At 65.5% G+C, this 19,840-nt stretch carries 19 protein-coding genes; 7 read left to right on the forward strand and 12 right to left on the reverse strand.

All coding sequences use genetic code 11. From position 1 onward, the window contains the following. Positions 1 to 103 precede the first annotated feature (103 nt). The 6 genes from LK540_RS14070 to xapA form a co-directional block, all read right to left on the reverse strand. Complete coding sequence (locus tag LK540_RS14070) at positions 104 to 508, reverse strand: cytidine deaminase (RefSeq protein WP_229437920.1); 405 nt, start codon at positions 506 to 508, stop codon at positions 104 to 106. A gap of 5 nt (positions 509 to 513) precedes the next feature. Continuing rightward, entirely contained in the window at positions 514 to 1,839 is a 1,326-nt protein-coding gene (gene deoA / locus LK540_RS14075; RefSeq protein WP_229437921.1) for a thymidine phosphorylase, read from the reverse strand. Between the two features lie 218 nt (positions 1,840 to 2,057). Continuing rightward, entirely contained in the window at positions 2,058 to 4,436 is a 2,379-nt protein-coding gene (locus LK540_RS14080; RefSeq protein ID WP_374041362.1) for an aldehyde dehydrogenase family protein, read from the reverse strand. Between the two features lie 18 nt (positions 4,437 to 4,454). Next, the gene (gene deoC, locus LK540_RS14085) at positions 4,455 to 5,411 is read right to left on the reverse strand and encodes a deoxyribose-phosphate aldolase (protein ID WP_229437923.1); all 957 of its coding nucleotides are present in this window, start codon (positions 5,409 to 5,411) and stop codon (positions 4,455 to 4,457) included. Next, a complete protein-coding gene (locus tag LK540_RS14090) occupies positions 5,408 to 6,601 on the reverse strand; it encodes a phosphopentomutase (protein ID WP_229437924.1) in 1,194 nt (397 codons plus the stop codon). The genes deoC and LK540_RS14090 overlap by 4 nt, the downstream gene beginning before the upstream one ends. 15 nt (positions 6,602 to 6,616) lie before the next feature. After that, a complete protein-coding gene (gene xapA / locus LK540_RS14095; protein WP_229437925.1) occupies positions 6,617 to 7,462 on the reverse strand; it encodes a xanthosine phosphorylase in 846 nt (281 codons plus the stop codon). 340 nt (positions 7,463 to 7,802) lie between these two features. Between xapA and LK540_RS14100 the strand changes: the two genes are divergently transcribed. Genes LK540_RS14100 through LK540_RS14110 form a run of 3 tightly spaced genes read left to right on the forward strand, consistent with a single transcriptional unit; the run spans position 7,803 to position 10,738 of the window. Beyond that, entirely contained in the window at positions 7,803 to 8,900 is a 1,098-nt protein-coding gene (locus LK540_RS14100; RefSeq protein ID WP_229437926.1) for a carbohydrate kinase, read from the forward strand. Between the two features lie 10 nt (positions 8,901 to 8,910). Then, positions 8,911 to 9,825: a pseudouridine-5'-phosphate glycosidase gene (locus LK540_RS14105; RefSeq protein WP_229437927.1), complete on the forward strand. Its 915-nt coding sequence runs from the start codon at positions 8,911 to 8,913 to the stop codon at positions 9,823 to 9,825. Positions 9,826 to 9,835: 10 nt separating this feature from the next. After that, positions 9,836 to 10,738: a LysR family transcriptional regulator gene (locus tag LK540_RS14110; protein ID WP_229437928.1), complete on the forward strand. Its 903-nt coding sequence runs from the start codon at positions 9,836 to 9,838 to the stop codon at positions 10,736 to 10,738. A 5-nt stretch (positions 10,739 to 10,743) separates the two neighbouring features. On the opposite strand, the gene LK540_RS14115 is transcribed toward LK540_RS14110, so the two are convergent. From LK540_RS14115 to LK540_RS14140, 6 genes are all read right to left on the reverse strand, one after another. Continuing rightward, positions 10,744 to 11,355 (reverse strand): hypothetical protein, encoded by a 612-nt coding sequence (locus LK540_RS14115; RefSeq protein WP_229437929.1) that lies wholly within the window; start codon positions 11,353 to 11,355, stop codon positions 10,744 to 10,746. 8 nt (positions 11,356 to 11,363) lie between these two features. Continuing rightward, entirely contained in the window at positions 11,364 to 11,648 is a 285-nt protein-coding gene (locus tag LK540_RS14120) for a hypothetical protein (protein WP_229437930.1), read from the reverse strand. 73 nt (positions 11,649 to 11,721) lie between these two features. Then, positions 11,722 to 12,366: a pyroglutamyl-peptidase I gene (gene pcp, locus LK540_RS14125; protein WP_229437931.1), complete on the reverse strand. Its 645-nt coding sequence runs from the start codon at positions 12,364 to 12,366 to the stop codon at positions 11,722 to 11,724. Positions 12,367 to 12,371: 5 nt separating this feature from the next. Continuing rightward, positions 12,372 to 13,328: a DUF979 domain-containing protein gene (locus tag LK540_RS14130; protein ID WP_229437932.1), complete on the reverse strand. Its 957-nt coding sequence runs from the start codon at positions 13,326 to 13,328 to the stop codon at positions 12,372 to 12,374. Continuing rightward, on the reverse strand, positions 13,325 to 14,017 hold the full coding sequence (locus tag LK540_RS14135) for a DUF969 domain-containing protein (RefSeq protein WP_229438050.1): 693 nt from the start codon (positions 14,015 to 14,017) through the stop codon (positions 13,325 to 13,327). The genes LK540_RS14130 and LK540_RS14135 overlap by 4 nt, the downstream gene beginning before the upstream one ends. 99 nt (positions 14,018 to 14,116) lie before the next feature. After that, a complete protein-coding gene (locus LK540_RS14140; protein ID WP_229437933.1) occupies positions 14,117 to 14,419 on the reverse strand; it encodes a YciI-like protein in 303 nt (100 codons plus the stop codon). A gap of 178 nt (positions 14,420 to 14,597) precedes the next feature. On the opposite strand from LK540_RS14140, the gene LK540_RS14145 reads away from it, so the two are divergent. From LK540_RS14145 to LK540_RS14160, 4 genes are all read left to right on the forward strand, one after another. Beyond that, positions 14,598 to 15,791, forward strand: a complete 1,194-nt coding sequence (locus LK540_RS14145) for a hypothetical protein (RefSeq protein WP_229437934.1) — start codon at positions 14,598 to 14,600, stop codon at positions 15,789 to 15,791. 113 nt (positions 15,792 to 15,904) lie between these two features. Then, a complete protein-coding gene (locus tag LK540_RS14150; protein ID WP_229437935.1) occupies positions 15,905 to 16,774 on the forward strand; it encodes an alpha/beta hydrolase in 870 nt (289 codons plus the stop codon). A 405-nt stretch (positions 16,775 to 17,179) separates the two neighbouring features. Beyond that, positions 17,180 to 18,175 carry a BMP family protein gene (locus LK540_RS14155; RefSeq protein ID WP_229437936.1) on the forward strand — a complete coding sequence of 332 codons (996 nt, stop codon included), beginning with the start codon at positions 17,180 to 17,182 and terminating at the stop codon, positions 18,173 to 18,175. Between the two features lie 134 nt (positions 18,176 to 18,309). Continuing rightward, entirely contained in the window at positions 18,310 to 19,839 is a 1,530-nt protein-coding gene (locus LK540_RS14160) for an ABC transporter ATP-binding protein (protein WP_267498787.1), read from the forward strand. Position 19,840: the final 1 nt, after the last annotated feature.

A 19,840-nucleotide genomic window follows, 5' to 3' on the forward strand; every position in this document is an offset into this window, starting at 1 on the left:
CAATAGACGAAAAAAGCGCTGCTCCGCTTGCGCGGGCAGCGCTCCAAAACGATGCGACAAGCCCCGTGCCTTCCAGCACGGCGCCCATTACCTCATCGAAGCATCACTTGTTCAGGTCCCAGCTACCAAAGGCATTCGGCAATTGCGCCGCCGCCGTGGTTTCGAACACATCGCCCTTCAGGTTGGTGAGGACGACCGGCAACGCGTTGCCGCCCAGTTCCAGTACGACCTGGCGGCAGGCGCCGCATGGCGCGATCGGGCCGTCGGTCTGGCCGATCACGGCCAGCGCCGCGAAGTCGCCCGGCTTGTAGCCGTGGGCAATCGCCGAGAAGAAGGCGGTGCGCTCGGCGCAGTTGCACAGGCCGTAGGACGCGTTTTCGACGTTACAGCCACGGAAGATGCGGCCGTCCTTGCATTCCAGGGCGGCGCCGACCTGGAAGTTCGAATACGGCACGTAGGCCAGTTCGCGTGCGGCGCGCGCTTCTTCGATCAGCTTGTCGTATTTCACGGTGCTTACTCCGGACGAATGGTGCGGTGGATCATCGGCTGCACGGCTGCCTTCTCGGCACCGATCTGGTACGCGGCCTGCACCTGGCGCACGGCCTGCTCGGCGGCGGCCTGGGTGCGCGCATGCACGGTGCCCAGCGGCTGGCCGACTTCGATCCGGTCGCCCAGTTCCACCAGGTTCGTCAGGCCGACGGCGAAGTCGATCGCGTCCTGCGGACGCACGCGGCCTCCGCCCAGGGCAACGACAGCCAGGCCCAGGCCACGGGTATCGACCGAGGTGGCGTAACCGGCTTGCAGGGCCGGTACCGGCACGATGATTGGTGCGGTTTCCAGGTAGGCGTCCGGCTTGTCCATCAAATCGGCCGGGCCGCCGAGGGCGGTGACCATGCGCGCGAAGCGTTCGGCGGCTTCGCCCGAATCCAGCGCGGCTTGCAGCTTGGCGCGGGCTTCGACGTCGCTCGTGGCCAGGCCGGAGATCACCAGCATCTCGGCGCACAGCGCCATCGTCACTTCGTGCAGGCGTGCCGGGCGTGCCTTGCCGGTCAGGTAGTCGATGGCGACGCGCACTTCGACGGCGTTACCGGCGGCGTGGCACAGCGACTCGTCCATGCCGGTCAGGATGGCCGAGGTGCGGGTGCCGGCGCCGTTGCCGACGGCGACGATGCTCTCGGCGAGTTCCAGCGATTTTGCCGGGGTCGGCATGAAGGCGCCGCTGCCGACTTTCACGTCCATCACCAGCGCATCGAGGCCGGCCGACAGCTTTTTCGACAGGATCGAGCCGGTGATCATGGCCACCGATTCCACGGTCGCCGTGGTGTCGCGGATGCTGTAGAAGCGCTTGTCGGCCGGCGCCAGCTGGGCGGTCTGGCCGATGATGGCGACGCCGACTTCCTTGACCACCTTGCGGAACAGTTCAGGGTCGGGCACGGTGCTGTAGCCCGGGATCGAATCGAATTTATCGAGGGTGCCGCCGGTGTGGCCCAGGCCGCGGCCCGAGATCATCGGCACGAAGCCGCCGCAGGCTGCGATCATCGGTCCCAGCATGAGCGAGACCACGTCGCCGACGCCGCCGGTCGAGTGCTTGTCGACCACGGGGCCGGGCAGGTTCATCGATTTCCATTCCAGGACCTGGCCCGAGTCGCGCATCGCCAGGGTGAAGGCAACGCGTTCGTCCATGCTCATGTCGTTGAAGTAGACGGCCATCGCGAGCGCCGCGATCTGGCCTTCGGTGACGCTGCCGTCAGGGATGCCGCGCACGAAAAACTGGATTTCTTCCGCGGTCAGGGTGCCGCCGTCGCGCTTCTTGCGGACGATTTCTTGGGGGAGGAACATGGGACGTTCGCCTCTCTAAATCAAATAGTTCAAATGGACGCGAGCGTAAGGATCGCGCCGAAAACGACGTAGGGTGGACGGGTTCCCCGTCCACGCGGTGATCTCTGTCGCCTGCCGTTTCGTGCTCGAACCGGCGACTGCTAACGATCGACGCGTGGACGGAAAGACCCGTCCACCCTACCCGTTGCATTCACACGCAACGGTTTATTCATGCCATCTCAAACGCCGTACGGAATCCAGATGTTTTTCACCTGGGTCGCGTGCTGCAGCACGGCGCGGCCGCAGGCCTGTTTCGCATCGAACCAGTCGCGGCCCTTGCCGCCGCCGACCCAGGTGCGCTTCAGCGTTTCGCTCGACAGGCGCTCGACTTCGGCGCAACCTTCCGCCGAACCGTCGTGACGCCACACCGCATCGATGTCGCCGTGGGTGGCCAGCGTGCGCGCCAGCTCGTCGGCCGAACCGGTAACGATGTTCAGCGCGCCGCCCGGCAGGTCCGAAGTGTCCAGCACCTGGTACAGGTCGGTGCTCGAGAGCGGATGCGCTTCCGACGGCACCGCCACCACGCGGTTACCCATGGCCAGCGCCGGCGCCACCAGCGAGATGAAGCCCAGCAGCGGGTTCTCGTTCGGGCAGACGATGCCGATCACGCCGACCGGTTCGTTCAGCGCCACGGTGACGCCGTGCATCGGCGGCTGGTGCGCCAGGCCGTCGTACTTGTCGGCCCATGCCGCCCAGTAGAACAGGCGCTCGATCGACGCCTGCACTTCGCGTGCGGCGTCCTTCGAGCCGGTCTGTGCGGCGATGCGCTGCGCGAATTCGTCGGCGCGGATCGCCAGGTTCTCGGCGATGTAGTACAGCACCTGGGCGCGGTTGTGCGCGGTGGCCTTGCTCCAGCCGGCCGCCTTGTGCGCCGCTTCCACGGCATTGCGGATGTCCTTGCGGCTGCCTTCGCCGATGTCGGCCAGGAAGCTGCCGTCCGCGCCGTGGATGGCGCGGCTGTAGGCGCCGTCCGGGCGGGCCTGCTTGCCGCCGATGTAGAGCTTGGCGGTGCGGTCGACGGCGAACGGGCTGTCGCCGGCTGCCGGCTTGGCGGCGACCTTGGCTGCCACGACTGGTGCGCTTGGGCGTGCATCTTCCGACAGCGCGGTCAGGTACTCGTACATGCCTTCCTTGCCGCCTTCGCGCCCGAAGCCCGATTCCTTGTAGCCGCCGAAGCCGCAGGCGGCGTCGAACTGGTTCGCGGTGTTGATCCACACCACGCCGGCCTTGATCTGCGGCGCCACGTCCAGCGCCAGCGAGATCGATTCCGACCACACGCAGGCAGCCAGGCCGTACACGGTGTTGTTGGCCAGCTGGACGGCTTCGCCCGGGGTGCGGAAGCTCATGGCGACCAGCACCGGTCCGAAGATTTCGGTCTGGGCCACGGCGGCCGAAGTCGAGGCGCCGGTGATCAGGGTCGGCAGGTACCACGAGCCGGCTTGTGGGGCTTCGCAGCTTGGTTGCCAGATCTCGCAGCCTTCGGCGCGGGCGGCTTCCACCAGGCCGTGGATGCGCTGCTGCTGCACCGGGTCGACCAGGGCGCCGATGTCGTTCGATTTGTCGAGCGGCGAGCCGACGCGCAGGTTCTGCATGCGTGCCTTGACCTTGGCGATGAAGCGGTCGTACACCGATTCCTGCACCAGCAGGCGCGAACCGGCGCAGCAGACCTGCCCCTGGTTGAACCAGATCGAGTCGACCAGGCCTTCAACGGCGGCATCCAGATCGGCGTCGTCGAACACGATGAACGGCGACTTGCCACCGAGTTCCAGCGACAGCTTCTTGCCGCTGCCTGCGGTGGCTTTGCGGATGATGCGGCCGACTTCGGTCGAACCGGTAAAGGCCAGCTTGTCGATGCCAGGGTGGTTCACGATGGCTTCGCCCACGCGGCCGTCGCCGGTGACGATGTTCACCACGCCGGCCGGCACGCCGGCCTGCTGGCAGATCTCGGCGAACAGCAGCGCGGTGAGCGAGGTGAACTCGGCCGGCTTGAACACGACCGTGTTACCGGCGGCCAGGGCCGGGGCGATTTTCCACGCCAGCATCAAGAGCGGGAAGTTCCACGGCACGATCTGGCCGACCACGCCCACGGCGCGGTAGTCGGCGAATTCTTCGGCCTGCAGCGCGGCCCAGCCGGCGTGGTGGTAGAAGTGGCGTGCGGCCAAAGGCAGGTCGGCATCGCGGGTTTCGCGGATGGTCTTGCCGTTGTCCAGGGTTTCGAGCACGGCAAACAGGCGCGAGTGCTTTTGCAGCAGGCGCGCGATCGCGTACATGACCTTCGCGCGGCCGGCGCCGCCCATGGCCACCCAGCCCGGCTGGGCACGGCGTGCGGCAGCAACGGCGCGCTCTACGTCGTCGCTCGTGGCTTGCGTGATCTGCGCCAGTTCCACGCCGTCGGCCGGGTTGGTCGAGGCGAAGGTGTCGCTAGCGTCAGTCCATTCGTTGTCGATGAAGAGGCCGAAACGGCGTCCATGCTGGTCCAGCCACGCTTGTGCTTCTTTGGTGGTTTCAAGAGCGGGGCCGTAATCCATAGTTTGCAGAATCTCTTTAATTGTTGGCATGACGAATCCGTTCGGTGTTTAAGGTTGCGCGTGGCGGTGGGCGGCCGAGTAGGCGCCGGTCACGTAGTGCTCGAGCTGGCGTTCGATGTCGGTCAGGAGGCTGGAGGCACCAATGCGGAACAGGTGCGGCTGCAGCCATTCGTTGCCCAGCTCTTCCTTCATCACCGTCAGGTACTGGAGCGCGCTCTTGGCGGTGCTCACGCCGCCGGCCGGCTTGTAGCCGACCATGAAGCCGGTCTGCTCGTAGTATTCGCGGATCGCGCGCACCATCACCAGCGACACCGGAATGGTGGCGTTCACGCCTTCCTTGCCGGTCGAGGTCTTGATGAAGTCGGCGCCGGCCATCATGCAGACCCACGAGGCTTTCGCCACGTTGTCCAGCGTGACCAGGTCGCCGGTGGCGAGAATGGCTTTCACGTGCGCTTCGCCGCAGGCCTTGCGGTAGGCGAGCATCTCGTCGTACAGGGCTTGCCAGTTACCGGTCAACACGTGCTGGCGGGTGATGACGATGTCGATCTCGGTGGCGCCGGCGGCGACCGAAAGTTCGATTTCGCGCAGCTTGGTTTCCATGCTCGACAAACCGGCCGGGAAGGCGGTCGACACGGCGGCGATCGGCAGGCGGCCCTGCAGGATCTTGCCGGCCGGTTCGATCATCTCGTGGTACACGCAGACGGCGCCGGTTTGCAGCGTGTCCAGGCCCAGGGCCTGCATCAAATCGGTGCGGATCGGACGCATCGCCTTGCGGCACAGGCGCTCGACGCGGCCCGGCGTGTCGTCGCCCGACAGCGTGGTCAGGTCCATGCACTCGATGGCGCGCACCAGCCAGGCGGCCTGGTATTCCTTCTTCACCGTGCGGCGGTTCGCCAGGCTGGCGGCGCGGCGGTCGGCCGCGTTGCGGTTCACCTTCAGGCTGTTGACCCAGCCGAGGTCGAGGCCGACGGCGGTGTTACGTTTGAAGTCCAGGTTCTGGGTCATAGCAGTGCGGTTCCGTTGGAGAGGGGTTGGACGCCGAGGTGGCTGGCCAGCGTGGCGCCGATGTCGGAGAAGGTCGATGCGGTCGGCAGCTCCTGCGCCTTGACGTTCGGGCCGAAGAAGATCATCGGGATGTGCTCGCGCGTGTGGTCCGAGCCTGGCGCGGTCGGGTCGCAGCCGTGGTCGGCGGTGATCACGACCAGGTCGCCGTCCTTCAGCTTGGCCATGAACTCGGGCAGGCGCGCGTCGAGTTCGTGCAGCGCGTTCGAATAGCCGGCGACGTCGCGGCGGTGGCCGAAGTGCATGTCGAAGTCGACGAAGTTCACGAAGCTCAAGGACTTGGCTGGCGCTTCGTCGGCCACTTCCAGCAGGCGGTCGAACAGGGCCATGTTGTCCGGGCCCTTCACCAGGCGGGTCACGCCCTGCGCCGCGAAGATGTCGCTGATCTTGCCCAGGGCGATGACTTCGCCGCCGGCTTCCTTCACGTGGTCCAGCAGCGTCGGCGCGGTCGGTGGCACGGCGTAGTCGTGGCGGTTGCTGGTGCGCTTGTAGTCGCCGTTCGCACCCACGAAAGGACGCGCGATCACGCGGCCGATGTTGTAGGGCTTGACCAGCTCATAAGCCGCTTCGCACACTTCGTACAGGCGGTCCAGGCCGAAGTGCTCTTCGTGCGCGGCGATCTGCAGCACCGAGTCGGCCGAGGTGTAGAGGATCGGCTTACCGCTCGCAACGTGTTCGTCGCCCAGCTCGTTGATGATGGTGGTGCCCGAGGCGTGGCAGTTACCCAGCCAGCCCGGCACGCCCGTCAGCTCTTGCAACTTGTCGGTCAGCTCTTGCGGGAAGCTCGGTACGGTCTTCGGGAAGTAGCCCCAGTCGAACAGCACCGGCACGCCGGCGATTTCCCAGTGGCCGCTCTGCGTGTCCTTGCCGGTCGACTGTTCGCGGGCGACGCCCCAGGCGCCGGTAAAGCCGTCGCGCTGGTCGAAGCCGGCGGCCCATTCGCCGCTGGCTTTATGGGCGGCGGCGGCCAGGCCCAGGCGTTCCAGGTTAGGCAGCGACATCGGCTTGCCCTCTTTCGCGGCCCACTCGGCGATGTGGCCGAAGGTGTTGGCGCCGGTGTCGCCGTATTTGTCGGCGTCGGGCAGCGCGCCCAGGCCGAAGGAGTCCAGCAGGAGGATGAATGCGCGTGACATAAGATCGCTCGTGGTTTAGTTGGCGGTGGCGCGTGGCACCGAGGCCAGGCGCTCGACGAAGGAATGGATCAGGGTGACCAGGTCCTTGGCGGCAATCGCCGCGTACTTCAGGGTCTGCTCGTGCGACAGCGGGAACGGCGACAGGCCTTCGGCCAGGTTGGTGATCGCCGAGACGCCCACCACTTTCAGGCCGCAGTGGCGCGCCGAGATCACTTCCGGCACCACCGACATGCCGACCACGTCGGCGCCCAGGGTCTTGAAGGCGTGGATTTCGGCGGCGGTCTCGAAGTTCGGGCCTGGCGCTGCCAGGTACACGCCTTCGGCCAGGGTGATGTTCTTCGCAGCTGCCGTTTCCTTCACCAGCGCGCGCAGGTCGGCGTCGTAGGCGTTGGCCATGCTGAAGAAGCGCGGGCCGAAGCGGTCGTCGTTCGGGCCGGCCATCGGGCTGCCCGGCAGCAGGTTGATGTGGTCGGAGAGGACGACGACGCTGCCGGCATCGACTTCAGGACGCAGCGAGCCGGCGGCGTTCGTCACCAGCAGCATCTCGCAGCCGAGCAGCTTGAAGGTGCGCACGGCCGAGGTCATCACGTGGGCGCCATAGCCTTCGTAGAAGTGGCCGCGGCCCTTCATGCAGACCACCGGCACGCCGGCCAGGGTGCCCAGCACCAGCTCGCCCGCGTGGCCGTGCACGGTGCTGATCGGGAAGCCCGGCAGGTCGGCATAGCTGATCGAGACGGCATCAAGCATCTGCTCGGCCAGCACGCCAAGGCCGGAACCGAGGATCATGGCGACGCGCGGCTCGAAGCCCGGCTTGCGGGCGCGGATGACGTCGGCGGCTTCGAATGGGGTATTGCTGGACATGGTTTTCCTTCGTATGAATCTAATGGATAGGCGTGAATGCGATGGCTGTCGTGAGGACGTGTCGTGGAGAGCGGCGCGGAAGAGGCAGCGCCCGAGCGGAGCGCTCGACACTGATAAGCCAAAAATTATTCTAACTATGCATTATCGGCGATATGTATGGCAAATACCATTTTTCTTCAGCATTTATATGTCTGACAAATAAATCCACGTAAATTTATGTCCGCTGCATGTTGGCTTACAGATACAATTTAGCTAACAGGACAATATTGTCGCGGCAGTGTATTGACTGCTGGCAAACATTTGTCTAGTATCGAACAACATTTGTTTATAAGTGCCGACCGTGACTGAACTCTCCAAGAAAGAACAGTTGTACGAGCTGATCCGTGCGAACCCCTTCATTTCGCAGCAGGACCTCGCCGCCGAACTCGGGCTCTCGCGCTCGGCCGTTGCCGGCTACATCGCCACCCTGGTGCGCGAACGCCGCCTGCTCGGGCGCGCCTACGTGCTGCCGGACAACCGCCCGATCCTGTGCGTGGGTGCCGCGAACCTCGACCGCAAGCTGCGCGCCGAAGGCACGCTGGCGATGGGCACCTCGAACCCGGCCAGCGGCGTCGAGTCGTTCGGCGGCGTGGCCCGCAACATCGCCGAGAACCTGGCGCGCATGGGCGCGGCAGTGTCCCTGATCACGGCGGTCGGCAACGATTCTTCCGGGCGCGCCCTGCTCGCCCACGCCGACAGCGTCGGCATCGACACCCGCGGCGCCTTCAAGCTCGACGACGCCGGCAGCGGCACCTACACCGCGGTGCTCGACGGCGACGGCCAGATGGTGGTCGCCCTGGCCGACATGGCCTTGTACGACCGCATCACCCCGGCCTTCCTCGACACGCGCCAGCAGCAGCGCACCGGCGCCTCGCTGATCGTGGCCGACCTGAACCTGACGCATGACGCCATCGCCACCCTGCAGCTCGGTGCCGCGCGCGACAGCGTGTCGCTGATCCTGGTCGCCGTGTCGGAGCCGAAGATGAACCGCCTGCCGGCGTCGCTGGCCGGCGTGCGCCTCTTGATCCTGAACGAAGGCGAACTGGCCGCCCGCGTCGGCCGCGCACTCGAGGGCGAAGCCGACCTGGCCGCCGCCTGCCGCGAAGTGCAAGCGCAAGGCGCCGAAGACGTGGTGGTGACGCTGGGTGCGCGCGGCGTGCTGTTCACCGTGCCGGGCGGCGCCGAACGCCTGGACGCGCCGCCGGCCGAGGTGGTCGACGTCACCGGCGCCGGCGACGCCTTTGCCGCCGCCCTGGTGCTGTCGCTGCACAGCGGCGGCGCCGACCTGGCCCTGGCCTGCCGCCGCGGCCTGCAACTGTCGGCCATGACGGTCGAGTGCCGCCAGACCGTTTGCCCGCAACTAGCGCCCGATACCTTCGGCGCATTGATTCAAGAATAAAGGTCTACCCATGCAATCCTTCCTGCTGTTCTCCCCCGAAGTCGCCGCCGCGCGCAACGCCGGCCTGCCTGTCGTCGCCCTCGAATCGACCATCATCTCGCACGGCATGCCCTACCCGCAGAACGTGCAGACCGCGCGCGAAGTCGAGCAGATCATCCGCGACGCCGGCGCCGTGCCGGCCACCATCGCCATCATCGACGGCAAGATCTGCGTCGGCCTGAACGACGAGCAGCTGGAACGCCTGGGCACCGCGCAGGACGCGATCAAAGTCAGCCGCCGCGACCTGGCCTACGTGCTGTCGCAGCGGCTGCTCGGCGCCACCACCGTGGCCGCGACCATGATCTGCGCCCAGCTGGCCGGCATCGAAGTGTTCGTCACCGGCGGCATCGGCGGCGTGCACCGCGGCGCCGAGACCAGCTTCGACATCTCGGCCGACCTGCAGGAACTGGCACAGACCAACGTGGCCGTGGTCTGCGCCGGCGTCAAGTCCATCCTCGACATCGGCCTGACCCTGGAATACCTGGAAACGAACGGCGTGCCGGTGGTGAGCGTCGGCCAGCCCGGCTTCCCGGCCTTCTTCACGCGCGAAAGCGGCTTCAAGGCCGACTTCCAGCTCGATACGCCGGAAGCGCAGGCGTCGTTCATCCGCACCAAGTGGCAACTCGGCCTGGATGGCGGCGTGGTGGTCAGCAATCCGGTGCCGGCGGAATCGGCCATGCCGAAGGAAGAGATCGACCGCATCACCGAGCAGGCGCTTGGCGAGGCTGAACAGCAAGGCGTGACCGGCAAGCTGGTCACGCCCTTCCTGCTGGCGCGCATCAAGGAACTCACCGAAGGCCGCAGCCTGGTCACCAACATCGCCCTGGTCAAGCACAACGCCCTGGTCGGCGCGCGCCTGGCCGTGGCGCTGAACGGCAACGCGTAAGCACAAGCTTATGTCGATCGATCTGAAACAGCTGAAGTACTTCCTGGCCGTGGCCGAGGAAAAGAGTTTCAGCCGCGCCGCCGAGCGCCTGCACATTTCGCAGCCGCCGCTCTCGCAGCAGATCATGAAGCTCGAGTCCGAGCTCGGCGTGCGCCTGTTCGCGCGCACCACGCGCAGCTTCGAGCTGACGGTGGCCGGCAAGGCGCTGATGGCGGAAGCCTCCGAGCTGCTGGGCCGGATGCGCATGACAATCGACACCATCCGCCAGATCGACCGCGGCGAAGTCGGCCGCCTGCGGGTGGGCATCGTCGGCTCGGCGATGTGGGGGCCGATCCCGAGTTTGCTGGAGCGCTTCCAGACCGAGTTCCCGCGCGTGACCTGGACCCTGCACGAGCTGGGCCCGGACCAGCAGCTCGAAGCGCTGCGCTCGAAGCAGATCGACGTCGGCTTCTGGCGCGAGCCGAGACTGGACGACGAAGAACTGAAGGCGGCGCACCTGCGCCAGCAGCTGTGCTTCCGCGAGAATTTCTGCGTGGCCGTGCACAAGGAACACCCGCTGGCGCGCGAGGAAGCGATTGAACTGATGGACATCGCCCAGGAGCCGATGCTGACCCTGCACCTGCACCAGTCGGCCGAACCGCGCTACCTGATCCAGTGCTGCGTGAACGCGGGCTTCCAGCCGGCGATCTTCCAGGAAGCGGCCGAGCCGCAGACCCTGCTGGCGATGGTCGGCGCGCGCCTGGGCGTGGCTCTGATGCCGCAGACCACCAGCCGCATCGGCTGGCCGGGCGTGGCTTTCCTGCCGATCCGCACCAATCCGCCGTCGGCAAACCTGTACATCACCACCACCAGCCAGGACGATGCGCCGGTCGTGCGCGCCTTTTTGAAGATCCTGAATCCCGACGGGGAGTGACCAGATTACTCAAGGTAAGCCAGCGTTCGCAATTCTCCAAGCACAGCTGGATTTTCACCATCGACGATCTGGCGTTTGATTTCGCCAACAACCTGTTTCAGCACGTCCGTCCGCGACATGGCGGTCTGTGTCACGACTTTGCTGAAATCCGCGGCCAGGCGCGTCGATACCTTCATCGATAAGCGACGCCTGCGCACGGCCTGCCCCCTCTGCAAAGAAAAGAAAGGCTTTGTGCTACGAAGCGCCTCGATATCGAAGCTGCCGTCGGCGAATTTGTGGACATAGAACAGCACGATTTTCTTGCGCAGCTCGGTTGTCGCGGCCGGGTCGACCGTGAAGCAGGCAAGATCGAGCGCGTCGACGTAGGGTGCCGGCAAGACAGCCTCGATCGATTCGGTCGCGCTGCTGCGCGCCCGTTTGATCGCCGGGGTCGATTGCGGGGGGATGGACAACACGGCATCGCAGGAGTCGCACACGCCGACCAGGATATCGCTGGCCCGGCCTTTTCCATCCGAAAAAGGCACGTCGCGGTAGGCGTACGTGGTCGTGGCGACGCCCGCGCACGCCGCGCAGATGGCCTGGCCCTTGTCGCCTGCGGATAAGATGCGCACCGTCATTACTTGCCTCATTGATGAACGCTGATGAACCAGGTGTCCGGGTCCAGGAAATAGAACTTGATGTACCAGCCCTTGGTAATAATGCAGTGAACGGGTATGGTCTTGAGAACATGGTGAGGGCTCTCGGTATGCTCAGTGCCGGAACTGCGCGCGATCAGCGCCATCACATCCTCGACGGATATTTCCCCCATGGCCAGCAGGTTCTTCACATCGATCCCGCTGCGGGACTCATGGAGGTAAGCACCGGTTTTCAAGGCTTGCAGAACACGCGCTTTCGCAACTTTGTAAGCCAAGGGTGTCCCCGCATTATACGATAGACTTCGTAAGAATCAAGCTGGCATCATCATGCTGTTGCAAATGTTGTGCTCAATGGGTTGCACCGCTTATCAGACCGATATCACCGCCGCCTCGCACTGCCACCTCGACCGCCGCCCGCAGCCCTTCGACAATCTCGTCCAGCGCCATCCCCGGCGCCCCGGCAAACGCCGCGGCCTGCTCAGGCAGGTAGGGCACGTGGATGAAGCCGCCGCGGATGGCGGTGCCGGCGATCCGGTGCATCAGGCCATAGAACACGTGGTTGCAGACAAAGGTGCCGGCCGTCTGCGATACCGAGGCGCGCAGGCCGCGCGCGCGCATTTCCGCCACGATGGCCTTGATCGGCAGGGTCGAGAAATAGGCCGCCGGGCCGTCTTCGGCGATGGCTGCGTCGACCGGCTGCTGCTGGCCGTTGTCGACGATCGGCGCATCGTCGACGTTGATCGCCACCCGTTCCACGGTAAGGTCGGCGCGCCCGCCGGCCTGGCCCACGGCAATCACCACGTCCGGCTTGATCTCGTCGATGGCGCCGGCCAGCACCCGGTTGGCGAAGCCGAACACGCAGGGCAGCTGCAATACCTCGACCAGGAAATCGTCGCCGCTCCAGCCCTTGAGCGCGCGCACCGCTTCCCAGGCCGGGTTGACGCTGGCGCCATTGAAAGGCTCGAAACCGGTCAGCAGGACAGTTTTTTTCATAGTGACTAGCGATTCATGAGGAAGTAGAGGAGGACGATGTTCGCCGCCAGCAGCGGCAGCGCGGTCGGAATCTGCGCCTTGATCACCGCGTTTTTGTCAGGCAACTCCAGGAGCGCCGCGGGGACGATATTAAAGTTCGCCGCCATCGGTGTCATTAATGTGCCGCAATACGCGCTGAACATGCCGATGGCAGCCATGACGGCCGGATCGGCGCCATACACCTTCACCAGCACCGGAATCCCGATGCCGCCGGCAATCACCGGGAACGCTGCAAAACCATTGCCCATGATGATGGTGAACACCGCCATGGCGATGCAATACAGGGCCACGGCGGCGAAGCGCGAATCGACGTCGAACCAGCTGGTGCTCACTTGCGCCACCGCCTTGCCGACGCCGGCCTCGGTGAACAGCAGCCCGAGCACGGCCAGCATGTGCGGCAGGGTCACCGCCCAGCTCATGGCGTCGACCAGGCGCCGCGCCTCGCGCACGCCCTGCACCGGGCTTGCTTTCGTGAGCCAGCAGGCGGCGCCGATGGCCAGCAACGAACCCAGGCCCAGGCTGGCCAGGGTCAGGTGCGACTGGTCGAACAGCAGCCAGCCGCCGATGCGCACTTCCTTCAGCACGGTGGCGCCGAGCACGGTCACGATCGGGATCACCAGCGCCGGCAGGAACAGCTTGTTGCCCAGGCGTGCGGCGCTGGCGCGGCGGGTGGCTTCGTCCAGCGTGCCGTGCCTGCCCTGGCGTACCAGGCCGCAGCCGGCCAGCAGCGCCATCGCGATCATGACCGCGCCGGCCGCTGCCGCCGGGATGAAGTCACCGGCGAGATAAATGAAAGCGTACAGCCCCCAGAACAGCGCGCTGGTGAAGCGGCGCGGGTGGTCCCTGTCGAGCAGGGTCAGCAGTGCGACCGTGCCCAGCAGCAGGCCGACAAGAACATACAGAAATCCCAGCGAAAAAATCACTTGCCTTCCCCTTCGCGGCGGATCGCGGCGTCCAGGCGGCGCAGGTTCCAGCTATGGATGACAAAAGCGCAGATGGCGGTCGGGATGCCCCACAGCGCCATGTGCAGCGGATCGACCTCGATGCCCTCGGCGCGCAGGATGGTCTGCATCAGCACGATGGCGCCAAAGGCGACAAAGATGTCTTCGCCGAAGAACAGGCCGACGTTGTCGGTGGCCGCGGCCATGGCGCGGATGCGGTAGCGCAGCTTGTCGGACAGCGTACCGTTGCGTGCCTCGGCCGCGCCTTCGGCCAGCGGCGCCACGAGCGGGCGCACCATCGACGGCTGGCCGCCCAGGCTGGTGAGGCCGGCGGCGGCCGTGGTCTCGCGCAGGAAGAGGTAGACGATCAGCAGGCGCCCGGCGGTGGCCGAGCGTATCTTCGCGATGCTGGCCATCGCATGCTCTTTCAGGCCGAAGCGCTCGAGCAGGCCGACGGCCGCCAGCGGCAGCAGCAGGACCAGCGGCAGATTACGGGTCTTCACGAAGGCCGTACCGAGCGACTCGAGCAGGTGCAGGAAGGGCATGGCGGCGGCGGCGCCGGTGACGCCGCAGGCGGCGACCACCACCAGCACGGGATTGGCGCGCAGCAGGAAGCCGGCGGCGATGACGGCCACGCCCAGCAGCGGCCACAGATTGACAGCGGTTTGCAACATTGTCTCCGGCTTGTGATTAGCCGGATGAGTTTAACCGAAGCCAGATTGCATTAGTGAAACCGCAAGACCGCGGGAAGCCTGCTTATGCGGCGGTGCTCACTCCGGCCGCACCGGATTGCCGGCCAGGTCGCCGACCACCGTGTTCCAGCGCCGCACGTGGAAGGCGCGCACCAGGCCATGCGTGACGTACGGGTCCCTGGCGGCGAACAGCTGCGGCACCTGCGGACTGTCGACATCGAACAGGAGCATCGCGCGGTCGGCCGGTTCGTCGAGGGCGCCGGCCAGCACCATCTCGCCGCGCTCCTGCGCTTCCCAGGCCAGGCGTAGGTGTTCGTTGCGGAACTCGGCGCGGCGTTCGAGATAGTCGGGAGCGAGATCATAGATGAGCAGGTAATGCACGGCGACTCCGGTGTTATTGGATAGTAAGGAGCCATAGTAACCCACCTGCAGCCCGCTGCGCAGTTCTGGCGTGCACCCGCGCACGCTTGATCGCGCTCATACTTGGAACGTCCCGCCCCACTAATCTCGATACGGTCACGAACGGCAAGCCGCCGACGTCCAGCCAAAAGGAGATGCCATGTTCCCGACCATGTTTGCTCCGCTCTTGCGCTTCCTGTGCCGATCCGGCGTGCGCATCGGGGCGCTGCTCCTGTCCGCCACCCTCGCCGCCTGCGGCGGAGGCGGCGTCTCGCTCGGCTTCGGCTACGTCGACTACGACGACGACTACGACGACTACCCCTACCAGCCGGGTTGGCCGGGCGGCGGCACGTCGTCCGATCCCGGCATCTTCCTGATCGCCGGCGGCCTCTGCCCCACCTGCGGCGGCGCGCTCGACGGCTCCGGTTCCGCCGCCCGCTTCGATGCGCCCGAAGGCATCGTGCTCGGGCCCGACGGCAACCTGTACGTGGCCGAACGCACGAGCGGCACCATCCGCAAGGTTTCGCAGCAGGGCGTGGCGGTCACCCTGGCCGGCAGCGCCGGGGCCAGCGGCAGTAGCGACGGCGCCGGCGGCGCGGCGCGCTTCAACGGGCCGACCCGGCTGGAGGCCGACATCGACGGCAACCTGTACGTCACCGACAGCGGCAACTCCACCATCCGCCAGGTGAGCGCGGGCGGCGCCGTCACCACGCTTGCCGGCGCCGCCGGTCAGTGCGGCAGCGCCGACGGCAGCGCCGGCAATGCACGCTTCTGCAACCCGCAGGGCATCACGCTCGACCGCAACGGCAACCTGTTTGTTGCCGACACCATGAACCACACCATTCGCCGCATCGACCGCAACAACGCCGTCACCACGGTGGCGGGCGTGGCCGGCGCCTGCGGCAGCGCCGACGGGCGTGGCAATGCCGCCCGCTTCTGCGAGCCGCGCGACATCGAGGTCGACGACGACGGCTATCTGTACGTGGCCGACACTGCCAACTCCACGATCCGCGAAATCTCGCCTTCCGGCGAGGTGCGCACCATCGCCGGCGCCGCCGGGCAATGCGGCACCGCCGACGGCCCGGGCGCCAGCGCGCGCTTCTGCAACGCCGCCGCGCTGACGATGGACGGCGCCGGCACCCTGTTCGTGGCCGATACCGGCAACGGCACCATCCGCCGCATCGGCGCCTCGGGCGCGGTGAACACCGTGGTCGGCACGCCGGGCACCCAGAACGTGGTGCTCGGCCCCCTGCCCGGCAGCCTGAACGCGCCGCGCGGCATCACGGTGCTGGCGGGCGGCGCGCTGGCGGCCACCTCGCAGAACATGGTGCTGAGGCTGGTGCCGGCGCGCTGAGCGCGGCAGGAACTGTTGCGCAAACCATACTCTCACGCCAGCTCAGCCATTTGCTGCAGTGCATGGCGACTTGCCGCACAGAAGAGTTAGCGCCGTGGGCGTAGACTGGCGCCATGAACACATCGAAAAAAATGGCGGCAGGGATGGCGGGATTCGCCAGCGTGTTGTGGCTGGGCCTCACGGCTGCGGTGGCAGCCAACCAGCGCCGGCTGGTGTTCAACCCGACCATCATCCCCGAGGTTAATAGCCCGCGCAGCAGCGGCCATCGCACTCGCCCGATCGTCCTGCGCGCCAAGGACGGCACCCGCCTCTGCGGCTGGCTGATGACGCCGCGCACGCCGGGGCCGCGCCCGGCAGTGCTGTATTTCGGCGGCCGCTCCGAAGAAGTATCCTGGGTGGTGCGCGATGCCGGCAATCTGTTCCCGAACATGACCGTGCTGGCGATGAACTACCGTGGCTACGGCAATTCCCAGGGCATTCCCGACGAAACCCTGATGATCGACGACGGCTGCACCCTGTACGACTGGCTGGCCGCCCTCGGCCAGGTCGACGCGCGCCGCATCGCCGTGGTCGGGCGCAGCCTCGGTTCCGGCGTGGCCGTGCAGGTGGCCAAGGAACGCGCCGCCCACTCGGTGGTCCTGATCACGCCCTACGATTCCATCCTGGCGATCGCCAAGCGCAAGTTCCGCGCCATGCCGATCGAGTACATGCTGCGCCACCGCTTCGAGTCGATCAAGTACGCGCCCTCGCTCAAGGTGCCCACCTGCGTGCTGCGTGCGGAGAGCGACGACATCGTGCCCCACTCGCATACCGACCAGCTGTGCGGCAAGCTGGCCAACCTGATCGCCGATGAGATCGTGCCCGGCTCGGACCACCTGAACATTCCCTACCTGGAAGCGACCCAGGCACGCATCGCCGGCTTCCTGACCGAGCGCTTCAGCCAGCCCCTGCCCACCCCGCAACTCCTGGAAACTGTGGCGTGAAGGAAAAAAGATGCCGAATGTTGTCGGCATTTATATTTCCTTCGAATAAATTGCCAAGTAAAATCGTATTTGTCATGCATCCATCGGCTGATGCATATTTGACAGGTTGAGCTGCGCAGGTTTTCCGATACCCGGCGCCACGCAGCGCATGGCCGGGCTACCCTCCCCGTTTGCTGTTGCGACGCTGCGACATTCGCGCGCGTAATGCACAGGTTGAGCAGGCCGCGATACAAATCGTAACCCCATGAAACGTTCGGGGCTGACACAATCCGCACGGTAAAAAAATTCGTGCTGGCATGGCACTGTGCAGGGCACAGCGGCATGCCGCACAGCCTTGCCTTTATGCCGCCCTTCCCAACGCAGCCGTTGCGCCGGGTACAATATCGAAATTCCAGGAGCTATTTCATGAAATTCAAGCAACTCAGCATGACGATTGCAGCACTGTGCATCGCCGGCACGGCAAGCGCAGCCAATCCGAAACTGGGCATCGTCTACGATGCCGGCGGCAAGTTCGACAAGTCGTTCAACCAGTCCGCTTTCGAAGGCGCCGAGCGCTTCAAGAAGGAAACGGGCATCTCCTACATCGAAGTCCAGGCCAACAGCGATACCCAGGCCGAGCAGGTGATGCGCGGCCTCGCGCGCAAGAAGCTCGACATGATCGCCGCCATCGGCTTCTCGCAGACCCAGGCCGTGGCCAAGGTCGCCAAGGAATTCCCGAAAGTCAAATTCGTCCTGATCGACTCGATCGCGCCGGGCGCGAACGTGAACTCGATCATGTTCAAGGAACAGGAAGGCTCCTACCTGGTCGGCGTCGCTGCCGCCATGGCCTCGAAGTCGAAGAAGATTGGCTTCGTCGGCGGCATGGACATCCCGCTGATCCGCGCCTTCTCGTGCGGCTATAACCAGGGCGCCAAGGCGCAGCAGCCGAAGATCGAGATCATGTCGAACATGGTCGGCACTACCGCCGCGGCCTGGAACGACCCGGCCAAGGGCGGCGAGCTGGCACGCCAGCAATTCGACCGCGGCGCCGACGTCGTGTTCGCCGTGGCCGGCGGCTCGGGCATGGGCGCCCTGCAGATGGCCAAGGAAAAAGGCAAGCTGGCGATCGGCGTCGATTCGAACCAGAACTACCTGCACCCGGGTAACATGCTGACCTCGATGGTCAAGCGCGTCGACATGGCGATCTACGACTCGTTCATGCAGGTCAAGAACAACACCTGGAAGGGCGGCACCACCTACAAAGGCCTGAAGGAAGGCGGCGTGGACTGGGTGCTGGACAAGGACAACCGCAAGGTCGTCACCCCGGAAATCGAAAAACGCGTGAACGGCGTGAAAGCCGACATCATCAACGGCAAGATCAAGGTCATCGACTACCGCGCAGGCAGCAGCTGCCCGGTCTGATTTTCATATTGTTGTAACGACAAGCGCGCCGCGCCGGAGAACCCGGCGCGGCGCGCTTTTAATGCGTTGGGCTGGCTGCTCCGCCACCCAATGCATTCATCATTTTTAAGCAAACATTTTTACTACTGATCGCTATGCAGCCAGCCGTAGAATTTCGCAACATAAGCAAGGCCTTCGGGCCGGTGCAAGCGAACGCTGACGTCAGCTTCACGATCGCCAAGGGTTCCATCCATGGCGTCATCGGGGAGAACGGCGCCGGCAAATCCACCCTGATGAGCATCCTGTACGGCTATTACCACGCCGACAGCGGGCAACTCCTGATCGATGGCCAGGCGCGGAATATCCGCACCAGCCAGGAAGCCATCGATCTCGGCATCGGCATGGTCCACCAGCACTTCATGCTGGTCGAAAACATGACCGTGCTCGACAACGTGATGCTCGGCGCCGAGGGCGGCTTCAAGCTGGCTGCGAAACGCAAGGAAGTCGAAAACAAGCTGCGCGAAATCTGCACGCGCTACCGCCTGGACGTCGATCCGCTGGCCACCATCCACGATCTGTCGGTGGGCGCCCAGCAGCGCGTCGAGATCCTGAAGCAGATCTACCGCAGCGCGAATATCCTGATCCTGGACGAACCCACCGCGGTATTGACCGCCCAGGAAACCGCGTCCCTGTTCGAAATCCTGCGCCTGTTCAAAGACCAGGGCAAGACCATCATCCTGATCACCCACAAGCTGGGCGAGATCATGGACATCACCGACCAGGTGACGGTGATGCGCGCCGGCCGCGTGGCGGGCGCCGTCACCACGGCAGAGACCTCGAAGGAGCAGCTGGCCAACATGATGGTCGGCCGTCCGATCGAAGGCAACCTGCCGCGCAAGCCCTTCAATCCGGGCGCGCCTGTCCTGAAGGTGAACAACCTGCAGCTGCAGGATGCAAACAAGGTGCAACTGCTGGCCGACATCAACCTGACCGTGCGCGCCGGCGAGATCGTCGCGATTGCCGGCGTCTCGGGCAATGGCCAGAGCGAGTTGATGGAAATCCTGTCCGGCATGCGCCTGCCGACGTCCGGCCAGGTCGAGCTCGACGGCAAGCTCCTGCCCTACGCCGGCCGCTCGAACGCCGACGGCCTGCCTGCCACCTTCCGCCAGCTCGGCATCGGCCACGTGCCGGAAGACCGCCTGCGCGACGGCGTGATCAAGGATTACTCGGTGATGCAGAACACCGTGTTCGGCTACGAAAGCCGCGTGAAGAACCGCTGGGGCCTGTTCGATTTCGAGGCGATCGCCAAACGCTGCGCGCACCTGCTGCAGGCCTTTGACGTGCGCCCGAACAACCCGGACATGCGCATCGGCCTGCTCTCGGGCGGCAACCAGCAGAAGGTGGTGATCGCGCGCGAAGTCTCGGCCCAGCCGAAACTGATGCTGGTCGGCCAGCCGACCCGCGGCGTCGACATCGGCACCATCGAGTCGATCCACACCCAGCTGCTGCGCCTGCGCGACGAAGGCGTGGCGATCCTGCTGGTCTCGACCGAGCTGGAAGAAGTGCGCGCCCTGGCCGACCGTATCGTGGTCGTATCCGGCGGGCGCATCACCGGCGAACTGGCCATCGACGAATTCGACACCACCCGCATCGGCCTCCTGATGGGCGGCATGCACAAGTCATGAA

The sequence above is a fragment of the Massilia sp. IC2-278 genome (assembly GCF_020708045.1).
Lineage (GTDB): Bacteria > Pseudomonadota > Gammaproteobacteria > Burkholderiales > Burkholderiaceae_D > Telluria.